Source organism: Pseudomonas sp. SIMBA_067 (assembly GCF_046534675.1).
In the GTDB taxonomy this organism is placed as follows: Bacteria; Pseudomonadota; Gammaproteobacteria; order Pseudomonadales; family Pseudomonadaceae; genus Aquipseudomonas; species Aquipseudomonas putida.
Genome location: NZ_JAWRYH010000001.1, coordinates 1 through 13,247 on the forward strand (window position 1 = coordinate 1; position 13,247 = coordinate 13,247).

The following is a 13,247-nucleotide window of genomic DNA, read 5'->3' on the forward strand; positions in this document are numbered from 1 at the left end:
TGAAGGTGACCCAGGCGAGCAGCTTGGCGCAGCGGGCGTTGGTGGATATCTCGGTGGCGGCGGGGACGCTAGAGCCGAATGCGCGAAAGGTGTTCCAGAGGATGAAGATCACTTCGCAGCAGGCGGCGGAGTTGGTGCGAACTGGGTTTCGCGGCTTGCGGGGTGTGGCGGGAAGCTGGGAAGTACTGCTGGCGATTGGCGGGCTGTACTTGCAATACGACAGCCTGAGCAGAAACCAAGAGAAGACGGAAGCGGAGATTGGGTCCAAGGCGCATGAGGCCAAGTTGGCGTTGCAGGGTTCGCAATTGGGGTTGCTGGGCGGGCAAATTGAGCTGATTGGGCTCGTGCTGAGGTCAATACCCGGGGCTAAGGGCGCGGCGGGAACTGGCGTTTCGCTAATCAAGTTTGGTGCAATTATTAGTGCAATAGCCGGGATATTTGATACGGCGCAAGCATTTGCTGCAGCAAAACGCGTGCTAGCAGCAGGAGACAACAGAGCCGGAGCTATATATATCGGGGCGGGATTTGGGTACACCGTTTCAACTGGCGTATTTGTGTATGCAGTATTTAAACCGCTTATATTAGGGCCTTTAGGGTTGGCAGTGATGCTGGCGCTCACGGCGTACGCAATCAGCAAGTGGGCTGAAGGAAACGAATCTGTAGCCTTGGAGCGATGGGCGCGACGCTGCTGCTTTGGCAAAGCTGATGAGAAGCCAGCCGTATTCTGGGGCAGCCCGGAATATGCGGATATTGCGTTTGCAGAGCTTAATGCGGCGACCCTGGGTGTTTGCGCGGCGATTAACTTCGAGTCCAATCGGTCAAACAATTCGGCTGCGCCCAGGATAGGAGGGTTGGTCAGTTTGGAGTTAGAGCATAAACTTAAATTTCAAGTCGTGTTACCTAGTTACAGTGATGAATGCTCAGCTTTTCGCTTGGTCCTTGTAGTGCATCGGCATGGTGATGGCACTTTTCCCGACTTCTTTGGTGGAGAAACTGTGCTTGTGGATGAATATCAGGCTCTCCCGATTGAGGCTCTCACTAAAGCGGCAAGATTTTCTGGTTTTTCTCAGTCAAGACTACCAGACTATAGAAAAAATATTTCAGTGAATAGAAAGCGTAAATCCGAGAGGTCAGAGGATTTGGCAATGTCTTGGCTGGAAATCACTGGGGTTGCAGAACTGATGCCGACTATCGGGTCGCACACCATAGGTGCTGCGACGCTGCTAGTAATGTACTGGCCAGATACAGCGCTGCCGGATGCTTATATTGAGATTTGCGTCAAGGAGCTTAACGAGTGAAAGCCAAGCCTAGAGCTCTTTGGGATAGGGCTTTGTTTTGGAGCTATGATCTTCCTGATGTGAGTTCGCAGTCAGCTCCGCGTTTTGGTGTTGAGGATGTTAAGCCAGCGCCGAATTATCTTGATGATGTGTGCCTAGAGCTTCCGAGGTCGAGTGTCAGTTTGCGCGGTGTTGCTGCTCTGGTAGGAGGGGCAACTTTAGTCATATCATTTGGAATGACCATATATCTATATTCGCTAATGTTGAATGTTAATTGGTCGCGTGACTGGTTTGTTTGCCTCGTCATGGTTTTATTGCCGCCGATCGCCATGTGGGCAATTGCATCCCATGTAAAGATGGACCTGATGCTCCCAAGGGACGAACCCATTCGTTTCAATCGCCTGCGTCGGAAAATCTATCTCTACCAATTTAGATTCAACTACATCTATCTTTTCAGCCGCAAACACTGGGGCGTCAAACCTGTCGCCTACAACTGGGACGACGTAACCGCCGAGGTTTATCGCGTCTATGCCCCCGGCCACGGCGGCCTGATAGAAAACGTCATGCTGTCGGTGCGCAATCCTGAAAGCAACGAAGTCATCGATCGCGTCTTCTTCACCCACGACCTCTACCACGGCGAGGCCTACTGGGCCATCGCCCGGCTGTTCATGCAGCAAGGCCCCGAAGCCCTGCCAAATTTCGTGCACCCACCCCGCGACTGGAACGATGACGATGGCTTGAGCCACATGCATTGCCTGGCGCCGAAGGTTCATTGGCCGGAGGCCATAGATCGCGAATCCCGTACTGCACCCTCCGAGGGAGAATTCCAATGAACCCGGTTGTACTTGTAGGCCACCAACACAACTGCCCGCTGCATGGGGTTAACCAGGTAGAAAGCGGCAGCGCTACGTATACGTTTAACGGCAGGCCGGTCGCCAGGGTAGGTGACCGGACCACCTGTGGCGCGGTGATAGAGAGTGGGGCAGGGCATTTCCTGATCGAAGGTGGGGCGGTGGCCCGCAAAGGCGACCGGACGGATCACGGTGGTGTGCTTGAGGAAGGGGATGCTGGGTGGCTGCTATAACTTTAATCAAACATTGAAGTGGATGGCACCGGCTACGCCGGTGTTCGCGGCTAAAGCCGCTCCCACAGAAAGCGGGTCTGATCAGGACTCACGCTCTATCTGTGGGAGCGGGCATGCGCGCGAAGCAGACAACGCGGTGGATGGCACGGGCTTCGCCCGTGTTCGCGGGAGCGCCCGCTCCCACAGTGATCGTGCAAGCTTTAAGCGCCATGTAAGACAGCGTGAGAGAGTTATTTTTCAGCTATCTGCTGGCGCGTTGATCTTTTTGCCGGGTTTCGCGGCAACTTCAAGTGCTTGGCCGTCCCGCTGTTTGCCTTGGCGGGCCAGGCCTTCGAGTTGCGGTATCAGCATGCCTTCCGGCAAATGCCGCCAGAACCGCCCGGGCATGTGCAGGCGCAGGGCATCGGGGTTGAGGCGGGCGGGGTTGAAGGTGTGGCGGTAGTAGGTGCGCCATAGTTCGGCGCCTGGGTCTTCAGCGTTGCGCGCCCATTGTTGCCAGCGCTCGGGGCATCGGCGTTGGTAATCGAACACCTGGCCGTCGAACCGAATGCCATCCTGTGGTGTGGCGATTAACCAGCGCAAACGCCCCAGGCGGTCAGCAAAATGTGGGCTGGCACTTTCCAGAATGTCATGTGCCGGTTCGTGGTACGCGACCAGATCAAGTTGCAGGCGTTCTGCCAACGCCTCTGGCAACGGTACGAAGCGCACAAACGCATGCAGGTGATGCGCCTCTCGGCTGACTTGCTTGATGCGCCGTTGCAGTTCACTGCCCAATCGGTCGCCCGCCAGCATGGCCGTGCGGTCACCATGGGCCACCCGCCAGAGCACTTCGTACAGCAGGTTCCAGCGTTGCTCGCCGCAGTAACGGGCAGCCTGTTCCAACTGGTTCAGCAGCGCGGCAGGCACCTTGGCGCGAAAAGGGCCAGGGCCTTCGGGGGGCGACGCAGGCACCGCCAGCAGATCTGCCATCGGGCCTTGTGACCAGGTGACTTGCGACGGGTCGATGCCATGCCCCAGCAACACGCGGGCCTGATCCCGCCAAGTGGCGAACCGGTCATCGCAGTCGAGCGCAATCATCCCCACAGCCCCATCTGCACCGGCGCTTGCGGCTCACGCAAACGCGCCCGCAGCAAGCCGCTGCGCAGCTCGGACTGAGCGGGGCGGTAATCGCTGGTGACGATGAACGGCCGTGCCTTGTCCAACACGCAGCGCAACTGGATCAGGTCGTCATAGCGGACGCGCCGTTCCCGGCGCAGCGCGACCAGGCGCTGTACGCTGCGCAGGCCGATACCGGGAATACGCGCGAGCAGCGCAGGCTCGGCGCGGTTTACATCCAGCGGAAAAATGTCGCGGTTGGCCAGCGCCCAGGCCAGTTTGGGGTCGATGTCCAGCGCCAGGTTGCCGCTCTGGCCCAGTAGTTCACCTGCCTTGTAGCCGTAGCCACGCAGCAGGAAGTCGGCCTGATACAGGCGGTGCTCGCGCAGCAGCGGCGGTGCAGCCAGGGGCACGCTGCCCGGGCTGTCGGGGATCGGGCTGAAGGCGGAATAGTACACGCGCTTGAGGCCGTAACCCTGGTACAGCGACTCGGCATTGCGCAGCAGGGTGCTGTCGTCGGTGCTGTCGGCGCCGACGATGACCTGGGTGCTTTGCCCGGCAGGGGTGAAGCGCGGGGCCTTGGGTTCGTTGGCCACGGCTTGCTGGCCCTGGTAAATGACCCCCATGGCCTGGCGGATGGTGTGCGCCTGTTTTTCCGGCGCCAGGCGCTTGAGGCTGGCGTCGGTGGGCAGTTCGATATTGACGCTGAGGCGGTCGGCCAGGCGGCCGGCCTCTTCGATCAGTAGCGGGTCGGCATCGGGGATGGTCTTGAGGTGAATGTAGCCACGGAAGTTATGCTCTTCGCGCAACAGCCGGGCAACCCGGATCAGTTGCTCCATGGTGTAGTCCGCCGAACGGATGATGCCGGAGCTGAGGAACAGGCCACTGATGCAATTGCGTCGATAGAAATCCAGGGTCAGGCGCACCACTTCCTCAGGGCTGAAGCGCGCGCGGGGGACGTTGCTGGAACGGCGGTTCACGCAGTACTGGCAGTCATACAGGCAGAAGTTGGTCAACAGTACCTTGAGCAGCGACACGCAACGGCCGTCGGGGGTGTAGCTGTGACAAATGCCCATGCCATTGGTGGCGCCCAGGCCGTCGCCGCCGCGCGAATTGCGCTTGGGTGCACCGCTGCTGGCGCAAGATGCATCGTACTTGGCGGCGTCGGCAAGGATGCCGAGTTTGGCGATGAGTTGCATGGGGCTGTCTCACTGTACTGAATATTCATACAGTATTTTGAGATGTGTCTGATTGCAAGTGGTTGTGCGCCAGCCATGCCCGACTAAATCCGTCAGCTAAGCTTGTGGCTGGACTTACGGATAGCAACGAGGCGCGGAAAAGGTTATGAAAATTACCCTGAAGCCGGAGCTGGCGCTGGCCGGGCTGGCCTTGGCCTTTGGCATGCTCAATGCCCAGGCCGCAGAAACCAGGAAGGTCGATGTGATGCTGGTAGGCGGCGGCATCATGAGTTCTACGCTGGCGGTCTGGCTCAACGAACTGGAGCCGGGCTGGTCGATGGAAATGGTCGAGCGCCTGGACAAGGTCGCCGAAGAAAGCTCCAACGGCTGGAACAACGCCGGCACCGGCCACTCGGCCCTCGCCGAACTCAACTACACCCCGGAAAAAGATGGCAAGATCGACATCAGCAAGGCGGTGGAGATCAACGAGTCGTTCCAGGTCACCCGCCAGTTCCTGGCCTGGCAGGTGAAGCAGGGGGTGTTGAAGAACCCGCATTCGTTTATCAACACCACCCCTCACATGAGCTTCGTCTGGGGGGACGACAACATCCGCTTCCTGAAAAAGCGCTACGAGGCGCTGCAGGCCAGCCCGTTGTTCAAGCCCATGCAGTACTCCGAGGACCATGAGCAGATCCGCAAGTGGGTACCGTTGATGATGGAGGGGCGCGACCCCAACCAGAAACTGGCGGTAACCTGGACGCCGATTGGCACCGACGTCAACTTTGGCGAAATTACCCGGCAGTACGTGGGCTATCTGCAGACCCGGCCGAACTTCGACCTCAAACTGTCCACCGAAGTACAAGACATCACCCGTAACGACGACGGCTCGTGGCATGTCGAGTACAAGAACCTCAAAGATGGCAGCAAGGCGGCCACCGACGCCAAGTTCCTGTTCATTGGTGCCGGCGGCGCGGCGTTACCCCTGCTGCAGAAGTCGGGCATCGACGAAGCCAAGGACTATGCCGGTTTCCCGGTCGGCGGTTCGTTCCTGGTCACCGACAACCCGGCTATCGCGCAGCGTCACATGGCCAAGGCCTATGGCATTGCCGCCACCGGTGCGCCGCCCATGTCGGTGCCGCACCTGGACACCCGGGTACTCGATGGCAAGCGCATGATCCTCTTCGGGCCGTTCGCCACCTTCTCGACCAAGTTCCTCAAGCAAGGCTCGCTGCTCGACCTGCTTGCCAGTACCAGCGTGCACAACGCCTGGCCGATGGTGCGGGTCGGGGTACGCGAGTTTGACCTGGTCCAGTACCTGATCGGCCAGGTGCTGCAATCCGACAATGACCGCTTCGAAGCGCTGCGCACCTACTTCCCCGAGGCGAAGAAGGAAGACTGGCGGCTGTGGCAGGCGGGCCAGCGGGTACAGATCATCAAGAAGGACGAGGCATTGGGTGGCGTGCTCAAGCTCGGTACTGAGGTGGTGATGTCCAGGGACGGTAGCATCGCCGGGTTGCTGGGTGCCTCGCCGGGTGCCTCTACCGCGCCACCGATCATGCTTGATGTGCTCAACAAGGTGTTCAAGGACAAGGTAGCAACGCCGGAATGGCAGGGTAAGATCAAACAGATCATCCCGTCCTACGGAACGCGCCTCAACGACCACCCCGACCAGGTATTGAAGGAGTGGGCGTACACCAACGAGGTGCTGCAACTCGATCCGCCAGCCGGCACCGCTACGCCGTAGCACGACGGGGGCGCAGGTTTTAACGAGCGACGGGCGCGTCTGCCCAGGCAAAGCGGTAGACGTGACCCGGGGCAGCGGTTTGGCAATGGCCGTTGTCGGCATCGGCACCCACCACATACCACTCGGCCCGCGAAATTTCGTTGAGGTAGGCCAGCTCCGCTGCGCCACCGCCCTGGGCGATCGACACCAGCAGGGGCACAAGCCACACCGCGCATCAGAAACCCAGCGCCACCCATAGGCACAGGAAGCTGTCGATCTGCCCGGTGCGCAGGATGCTGTAGCTCTGGTAGGTGGCCAGGAACAGCAAGGCGGCGATCACGCCGATGCGCCGGTTCCACAGGCGCCGCCCCAGGTCGTGCAGCACCCAGGTGATGGTTGCCGCCGACATCAACCCGGGCAGGTAGAGGGCAACCTTGGGCGAGCCGGTCAGTTGGCTGAACAGGGCCCCGGTTGACATGAACAGCGGCGGCTTGTCGCCGTAGATTTCCGCTGCCCGGTGGGGGATGAACCAGTTGCCGCTTTGCAGCATTTCCAGGGCTGGTCGTTCTGGCCGTCTGGCCAGCCACTGCCGCAGGCCGCCTGCGCGGCATGCCACAGTGAGGTGCTCTGGCTCTTCGGCGGCCAGTGCGGCGCGTATTTCCATCAACAGTGATGGCAGGTTTTCGACCTCGTTCCTGGCGGGGATCAGTACCGAGAGGTCAAGTGGATCTGTCATGAGGCTACCTGTGGTCTATTGTGAGTGCGCGGCTCAAACCCGGTAAAAATCCCGGTACCAGCCAACGAAAGCGTTAACGCCGTGTTCCAGCGATGTGTCCGGGGTGAAGTCGATCCAGCGCGCCAGCGAGCCCACATCGGCCCAGGTCTCCAGCACGTCTCCCGCTTGCAGTGGCAGGTAGTCGCGCTGGGCCTTGATGCCCAAGGCGTCCTCCAGGCACTCGACGAAATGCAGCAGCCGCACCGGCTGGCCGCGGCCGATGTTGAACAGCTGGCAGGGCGGTTGCCCGTGGGCAGGCTGTGGTGGCTTCAGGCGCAGGCGCAGGATGCTTTCGACGATGTCGTCGATGTAGGTGAAGTCGCGCCCCATCAGGCCGTTGTTGTAAATCTCGATCGGGCGACCTTCGAGCATGGCGCGGGTGAACTTGAACAGCGCCATGTCGGGGCGGCCCCAAGGACCGTAGACGGTGAAAAAGCGCAAGCCCGTGGTCGGTAAGCGATACAGGTGCGCATAGCTGTACGCCATCAGTTCATTGGCGCGCTTGCTGGCGGCATAGAGCGACACCGGCTGCTCGACCGGGTCGTCGACGCTGAACGGCAGCTTGGCGTTGGCGCCGTACACCGAGCTGCTGGAGGCGTAGATCAAGTGGCGGGGCGGCTGCTGGCGGCAGGCTTCGAGCAAATTGAGGAAGCCGACCAGGTTGGCCTGGCCATAGGCCCCGGGGTTGTCCAGCGAATAGCGCACCCCGGCCTGGGCCGCCAGGTGGATCACTTCACTGAACGCCTGCCCGGTGAACAGCTGTTGCAGGTCGACGCTGTTGGCGATGTCCAGGGGCTGGAAGCGGAAATTGGCGAAGCCGGACAGCTGTTGCAGGCGCGCCCGTTTCAGCTCGACGCTGTAGTAGCCATTGAGGTTGTCGATGCCGAGCACCTCGGTGCCAGCCTCGCACAGGCGGCGCGCGACGTGGAAGCCGATAAAGCCGGCCACGCCGGTAATCAGTACGGGCATGCTGGCTGCACCTGGCCGCGGCCGATACCGTAGTAAGTCAGGCCGGCAGCGGCCATGTGCTCGGGTTCGAACAGGTTGCGGCCGTCGAACACCACTCGATCGGCCAACTGATCCGGCACCTTGTCCAGATTCAGCACACGGTAGTCCTGCCACTCTGTGACGATGACCAGCGCATCGGCACCCTCCAGCGCATCGTCCTTGCACGGCACCAGTTGCAAATCGGCGCGCGGGCCGTAATGCCGCAGGATTTCGTCCATCGCCTGCGGGTCGTGGGCCTGTACTCGCGCGCCAGCAGCCCACAGCGCTTCCAGCAAGATTCGGCTGGAGGCTTCGCGGATGTCATTGGTGTTGGGCTTGAACGACAACCCCCACAGGGCGAATACCTTGCCGCGCAGGCCATTGGGATAATGCCGCTGGATCTTGCCGAACAGCCGACCCTTCTGATGTTCGTTGACCGACTCCACCGCACGCAGCAACTGCGGCTCGAAGCCTTCAGCTTCGGCGCTGCGGCGCAGGGCTTGCAGGTCCTTGGGGAAGCATGAGCCGCCAAAGCCGCACCCGGCGTAGATGAAGTCATAGCCGATGCGTGGGTCGGAACCGATGCCACGGCGCACCATTTCGATATCGGCCCCCAGGTGCTCGGCCAGGTTGGCGATTTCGTTGATGAAGGAAATCTTGGTCGCCAGCATGCAGTTGGCCGCGTACTTGGTCAGCTCGGCGCTGCGTGCATCCATGACCATGAGTTTTTCGCGGTTGCGGCTGAACGGCAGGTACAGCTCGCGCAGCAAGTCCACTTCGGCCGGTTCGGCGCCGCCGATGATGATGCGGTCCGGACGCATGCAGTCGTCCACGGCCGAGCCTTCCTTGAGAAACTCCGGGTTGCTGATTACCTGGAAGCGAGCGGGGTGGGCGACGGCCTGGGCTATGCGCGACTTGATGCGGTGCGCCGTGCCGACCGGCGCGGTGGACTTGTTGACGATCACCCTGGCGCCGTCAGCATGTTCGAGAATGCTGTCGACCACGGCAAAAACCTGCTTCAGGTCAGCGCTGCCATCGGCTTGCGGCGGTGTGCCGACTGCAATGAACTGCAGCCTGGCGTAGTTGGCTGCTGCCTTGGCGTCGGTGGTGAAGCGCAGGCGGCCACAGGCCAGGTTTTTCTCCAGCATCGGCGCAAGGCCGGGCTCGAAGATCGGGCAATGGCCTTCATTGAGGGTGGCAACCCGCTCGGCGTCGACATCCATGCACAACACCGAGTGCCCCACCTGGGCCAGGCACACTGCCTGGGTGAGGCCGACATAGCCGGTACCGAAAACCGTGACTTTCATCTTTCCGCTCCTTGATAAGAAAGCTGAAAAAAAATGTCACAGTCTTGTTTAGGAATTGTTACCTGAATGAGGAATTCCGCCGCTATGTGGAAGGGATCTCGTCGCGTATGTGCAGAAGATCTAGACTTACCGAGTGCTCGCGATAACGCGCTGTAGGGCGAGCACCAACCCTTGAACCGACCACCGCCTCCCCGGATCGGAGTTCCCTCGCTGGCGATGGCCTTCTTGCAGAGGAGGGCAGGTCATGGACGAGGCAAGGCTTCACGATTTCATGGGCAAGCTGGTGGGCGACATGGGTGCAGCGGCGACCCTGGCCAATGTCATCCTGGGCGACGAACTGGGGTTGTATCGAGCGATGGCCGATAGCCAGCCAACTACCCCCGAAGCGCTGGCGGAAAAAACCGGCTGCCATCCGCGGCTGGTGCGCGAATGGCTGAACGCCCAGGCCGCTTCGGGTTACATGGCACACGACAAGGGCTCTTTTGTGCTGCCCGAAGAGCAGGCCATGGCCCTGGCGCTGGAGGACTCCCCGGCTTACATGGCCGGTGGGGCCGCAGTGATCGCTGCGCTGTTCCATGACAAGGACAAGCTGGTCGCGGCCATGCGTGGCGATGGCGGGCTGGCCTGGGGGGACCACCACCCGTGCATGTTCAGCGGTACCGAGCGGTTTTTCCGGCCGGGGTACCGTGCGTTTCTGGTCGCTGAGTGGTTGCCAGCGCTCGAGGGTGTGGTGGCCAAGCTACAGGCGGGCGCCAAGGTCGCGGATGTAGGCTGCGGGCATGGCGCCTCGACGCTGGTCATGGCCCAGGCGTTTCCAGCGTCTACCTTCGTCGGCTACGACTACCACGGGCCTTCCATCACCACCGCCAACGATCGCGCGCGTGAGGCGGGGCTAGCAGAGCGGGTGAGTTTTCAGCAGGCCAGTGCGAAGGATTACCCGGGGCATGACCATGACCTGGTGTGCTTCTTCGATTGCCTGCACGACATGGGCGACCCGGTGGGGGCGGCCAAGCATGCCTATCGGGCGTTGAAGGCTGACGGCACGGTCATGCTGGTAGAGCCTTTTGCCGAGGATTCGCTGGACGGCAACCTGACGCCGGTAGGGCGCTTGTTCTATGCCGCGTCTACCTTCATCTGCACGCCGAATTCGCTGTCACAGGAGGTGGGCCTGGGGCTGGGCGCGCAAGCCGGCGAGGCGCGCTTGCGGGCGGTGTTCGAGGAGGCGGGGTTCAGCCGGTTCCGGCGTGCGACGCAGACGCCGTTCAACCTCATTCTTGAGGCGCGCAAGTAATGTGTAGTCCTGCACGGGCCTCTTCGCGGGCCTGCCCGCGAAGAGGCCACGCCTGGAAACGCAGAAGGGGCGCCATGTGGCGCCCCTTCTGTTTGTTACTTAGGCTTCAGCGTCCCAAGGACGATCGCCTTTTTCATCCTTGACGCGGGTTGGCAGGCCCATCACGTCCAGCGCCTTGAGGAACGGCTCGGCTGGCAGCTCCTCGACGTTGACCATGCGCTTGGCATCCCATTCGCCACGGGCAACCAGCAGGGCGGCAGCCACTGGCGGTACACCGGCGGTGTAGGAAATGCCCTGGCTGTCGGTCTCGGCGTAGGCTTCTTCGTGGTCAGCCACGTTATAGATGAACACTTCGCGCGGCTGGCCATCCTTGGTGCCCTTGACCAGGTCACCGATGCAGGTCTTGCCGGTGTAGCCAGGGGCCAGCGACGCTGGGTCTGGCAGCACGGCCTTGACCACTTTCAGCGGTACCACTTCCAGGCCTTCGGCGGTTTTGACCGGTTGCTCGCTGAGCAGGCCCAGGTTTTTCAGCACGGTGAACACATTGATGTAGTGTTCGCCGAAGCTCATCCAGAAACGCACGTTCGGTACGTTGAGGTTCTTCGAAATCGAGTGAACTTCGTCGTGGCCGGTCAGGTACAGGTTTTGCGAACCTACCACAGGCAGGTCGTCGGTACGCTTGACCTCGAACATGGTGTTGCTGGTCCACTGGCTGTTCTGCCAGCTCCACACTTGCCCGGTGAACTCGCGGAAGTTGATTTCCGGGTCGAAGTTGGTGGCAAAGTACTTGCCATGCGAACCGGCATTGACGTCGAGAATGTCGATCGAATCAATGCTGTCGAAATACTGCTGCTGCGCCAGTTTGGCGTAGCTGTTTACCACACCCGGGTCGAAACCGACGCCGAGAATGGCTGTAATGTTCTTTGCCTGGCACTCTTCGAGGTGTTTCCACTCGTAGTTGCCGTACCACGGCGGGGTCTCGCAAATCTTGCCCGGCTCTTCGTGGATGGCGGTGTCCAGATAGGCGACACCCGTATCGATGCAGGCACGCAGCACCGACATGTTGAGGAAGGCGGAACCCACGTTGATCACGATCTGCGATTCGGTCTCACGGATCAGCGCCTTGGTTGCCTCGACATCGAGGGCATTGAGCGAGAAGGCCTGGATGTCGGCGGGTACCTTGAGGCTACCCTTGGCCTTGACGCTGTCGATGATGGCCTGGCATTTGGAGATGTTCCGTGACGCGATAGCGATACGACCCAGTTCGTCGTTATGCTGCGCGCACTTGTGGGCCACCACCTTGGCGACACCTCCTGCACCAATGATAAGAACGTTCTTCTTCAATTTACCTTTTGCTCCTTACTTGGAAAGCCGGCCTTACGACAGGCTGGAAACGTAGTCTTCGAAACCGAACTCGCGGACGACTTCAACGCTGCCGTCAAGTTGCTTGACCACGATGGATGGCATCTTCAGACCGTTGAACCAGTTTTTCTTGACCATGGTGTAACCCGCCGTGTCGATGAACGACAGGCGATCGCCAATGGCCAACGGGCGATCGAATTGGTACTCGCCGAAAATGTCACCGGCCAGGCACGACTTGCCGCAGACCATATAGGTGTGCTCGCCGTCGTTGGGGGCCATCTTGGCGTTGAGGCGGTAGATCAGCAGGTCGAGCAGGTGCGCTTCGATCGAGCTGTCGACCACGGCCAGGTGCTTGCCGTTGTACAGGGTGTCGAGCACGGTCACTTCCAGCGAGGCGCTGTTGGTGATGGCCGCTTCGCCCGGCTCCAGGTACACCTGCACGCCGTACTTCTCCGAGAAGGCTTTGAGGCGCGCGCAGAAGGCGTCCACCGCATAGTCTTCACCGGTGAAGTGGATGCCGCCACCGAGGCTGACCCACTCGACCTTGTGCAGCAGGTGACCGAAGCGCTCTTCGATGTGCGTGAGCATCTTGTCGAACAGGCCGAAGTCGCCGTTCTCGCAGTTGTTGTGGAACATGAAGCCGGAGATCTGTTCGATCACCTGCTCGATCTTCGCAGGGTCCCATTCGCCCAGGCGGCTGAACGGACGTGCCGGGTCGGCCAGCAGGTAGTCAGAGCTGCTGACCTGCGGGTTGACGCGCAGGCCGCGCACCTTGCCTTCGGACTGTTCGGCAAAGCGCTGCAGCTGGCCGATCGAGTTGAAGATGATCTTGTCGCAGTTCTCGAGCATTTCCTCGACCTCGTCGTCGGCCCAGGCCACGCTGTAGGCGTGGGTCTCGCCGGCGAACTTCTGGCGGCCGAGCTTGAGCTCGAAGAGTGAGGACGAGGTGGTGCCGTCCATGTACTGCTGCATCAAGTCGAAGACCGACCAGGTGGCGAAGCACTTGAGGGCAAGCAGCGCCTTGGCACCGGAGTGTTCACGCACGTAGGCGATCTTCTCCATGTTGCTGAGCAGCTTGGTTTTATCGATGAGGTAATACGGCGTCTTGATCATTTAAAGGCCCCCGGCCAGGCCGGCCAAAAAAAGGACACGCATTGTGCCTTCACTT

General features: G+C 60.7%; 11 protein-coding genes and 3 pseudogenes. 5 read left to right on the top strand and 9 right to left on the bottom strand.

Annotation, left to right across the window (positions count from 1 at the left end):
- From SB765_RS00005 to SB765_RS00015, 3 genes and pseudogenes are all read left to right on the top strand, one after another.
- Positions 1-1,298: pseudogene (locus SB765_RS00005) on the top strand (hypothetical protein); the annotation flags it as partial.
- On the top strand, positions 1,295-2,110 hold the full coding sequence (locus tag SB765_RS00010) for a DUF6708 domain-containing protein (protein ID WP_410930731.1): 816 nt from the start codon (positions 1,295-1,297) through the stop codon (positions 2,108-2,110). The pseudogene SB765_RS00005 and the gene SB765_RS00010, both read left to right, overlap by 4 nt.
- Complete coding sequence (locus SB765_RS00015) at positions 2,107-2,361, top strand: PAAR domain-containing protein (protein WP_341795734.1); 255 nt, start codon at positions 2,107-2,109, stop codon at positions 2,359-2,361. The genes SB765_RS00010 and SB765_RS00015 overlap by 4 nt, the downstream gene beginning before the upstream one ends.
- 237 nt (positions 2,362-2,598) lie before the next feature.
- Here the strand turns inward: SB765_RS00015 and SB765_RS00020 are convergent, their stop codons facing one another.
- Positions 2,599-3,444: a TIGR03915 family putative DNA repair protein gene (locus SB765_RS00020; RefSeq protein WP_410910641.1), complete on the bottom strand. Its 846-nt coding sequence runs from the start codon at positions 3,442-3,444 to the stop codon at positions 2,599-2,601.
- Complete coding sequence (locus SB765_RS00025) at positions 3,435-4,655, bottom strand: putative DNA modification/repair radical SAM protein (protein ID WP_341795732.1); 1,221 nt, start codon at positions 4,653-4,655, stop codon at positions 3,435-3,437. The genes SB765_RS00020 and SB765_RS00025 overlap by 10 nt, the downstream gene beginning before the upstream one ends.
- Before the next feature lie 145 nt (positions 4,656-4,800).
- Between SB765_RS00025 and mqo the strand changes: the two genes are divergently transcribed.
- Positions 4,801-6,378, top strand: coding sequence for a malate dehydrogenase (quinone) (gene mqo, locus SB765_RS00030; protein ID WP_341795731.1), 1,578 nt, complete (start codon positions 4,801-4,803; stop codon positions 6,376-6,378).
- 19 nt (positions 6,379-6,397) lie between these two features.
- On the opposite strand, the gene SB765_RS00035 is transcribed toward mqo, so the two are convergent.
- The 5 genes and pseudogenes from SB765_RS00035 to SB765_RS00055 all read right to left on the bottom strand — a co-directional run bounded on the left by SB765_RS00035 (position 6,398) and on the right by SB765_RS00055 (position 9,426).
- Positions 6,398-6,577, bottom strand: coding sequence for a hypothetical protein (locus SB765_RS00035; protein ID WP_341795730.1), 180 nt, complete (start codon positions 6,575-6,577; stop codon positions 6,398-6,400).
- A 21-nt stretch (positions 6,578-6,598) separates the two neighbouring features.
- A pseudogene (locus tag SB765_RS00040) lies at positions 6,599-6,907 on the bottom strand (ArnT family glycosyltransferase); the annotation flags it as partial.
- Between the two features lie 63 nt (positions 6,908-6,970).
- Positions 6,971-7,093 (bottom strand): annotated as a pseudogene (locus tag SB765_RS00045) (dolichol-phosphate mannosyltransferase); the annotation flags it as partial.
- A 33-nt stretch (positions 7,094-7,126) separates the two neighbouring features.
- Positions 7,127-8,101: an NAD-dependent epimerase/dehydratase family protein gene (locus SB765_RS00050; protein WP_410930732.1), complete on the bottom strand. Its 975-nt coding sequence runs from the start codon at positions 8,099-8,101 to the stop codon at positions 7,127-7,129.
- The gene (locus SB765_RS00055) at positions 8,089-9,426 is read right to left on the bottom strand and encodes a UDP-glucose dehydrogenase family protein (protein WP_410930733.1); all 1,338 of its coding nucleotides are present in this window, start codon (positions 9,424-9,426) and stop codon (positions 8,089-8,091) included. The genes SB765_RS00050 and SB765_RS00055 overlap by 13 nt, the downstream gene beginning before the upstream one ends.
- Positions 9,427-9,670: 244 nt before the next feature.
- Here SB765_RS00055 and SB765_RS00060 point away from each other — a divergent pair, with 244 nt between their 5' ends.
- The gene (locus SB765_RS00060; protein WP_341795727.1) at positions 9,671-10,717 is read left to right on the top strand and encodes a class I SAM-dependent methyltransferase; all 1,047 of its coding nucleotides are present in this window, start codon (positions 9,671-9,673) and stop codon (positions 10,715-10,717) included.
- Positions 10,718-10,816: 99 nt separating this feature from the next.
- Here SB765_RS00060 and SB765_RS00065 read toward each other — a convergent pair whose 3' ends face one another.
- Together SB765_RS00065 and nspC are read right to left on the bottom strand one after the other, a co-directional pair.
- On the bottom strand, positions 10,817-12,061 hold the full coding sequence (locus SB765_RS00065; RefSeq protein WP_003248123.1) for a saccharopine dehydrogenase family protein: 1,245 nt from the start codon (positions 12,059-12,061) through the stop codon (positions 10,817-10,819).
- Between the two features lie 33 nt (positions 12,062-12,094).
- The gene (gene nspC, locus SB765_RS00070; protein WP_003248125.1) at positions 12,095-13,192 is read right to left on the bottom strand and encodes a carboxynorspermidine decarboxylase; all 1,098 of its coding nucleotides are present in this window, start codon (positions 13,190-13,192) and stop codon (positions 12,095-12,097) included.
- Positions 13,193-13,247: the final 55 nt, after the last annotated feature.

Bases quoted from the DNA above. Each gene is read 5' to 3' on its own strand.
- SB765_RS00015 (WP_341795734.1), top strand. From the start codon at position 2,107: ATGAACCCGGTTGTACTTGTAGGCCACCAACACAACTGCCCGCTGCAT.
- SB765_RS00025 (WP_341795732.1), bottom strand. From the start codon at position 4,655: ATGCAACTCATCGCCAAACTCGGCATCCTTGCCGACGCCGCCAAGTAC.
- mqo (WP_341795731.1), top strand. From the start codon at position 4,801: ATGAAAATTACCCTGAAGCCGGAGCTGGCGCTGGCCGGGCTGGCCTTG.
- SB765_RS00050 (WP_410930732.1), bottom strand. From the start codon at position 8,101: ATGCCCGTACTGATTACCGGCGTGGCCGGCTTTATCGGCTTCCACGTC.
- SB765_RS00055 (WP_410930733.1), bottom strand. From the start codon at position 9,426: ATGAAAGTCACGGTTTTCGGTACCGGCTATGTCGGCCTCACCCAGGCA.
- SB765_RS00060 (WP_341795727.1), top strand. From the start codon at position 9,671: ATGGACGAGGCAAGGCTTCACGATTTCATGGGCAAGCTGGTGGGCGAC.
- nspC (WP_003248125.1), bottom strand. From the start codon at position 13,192: ATGATCAAGACGCCGTATTACCTCATCGATAAAACCAAGCTGCTCAGC.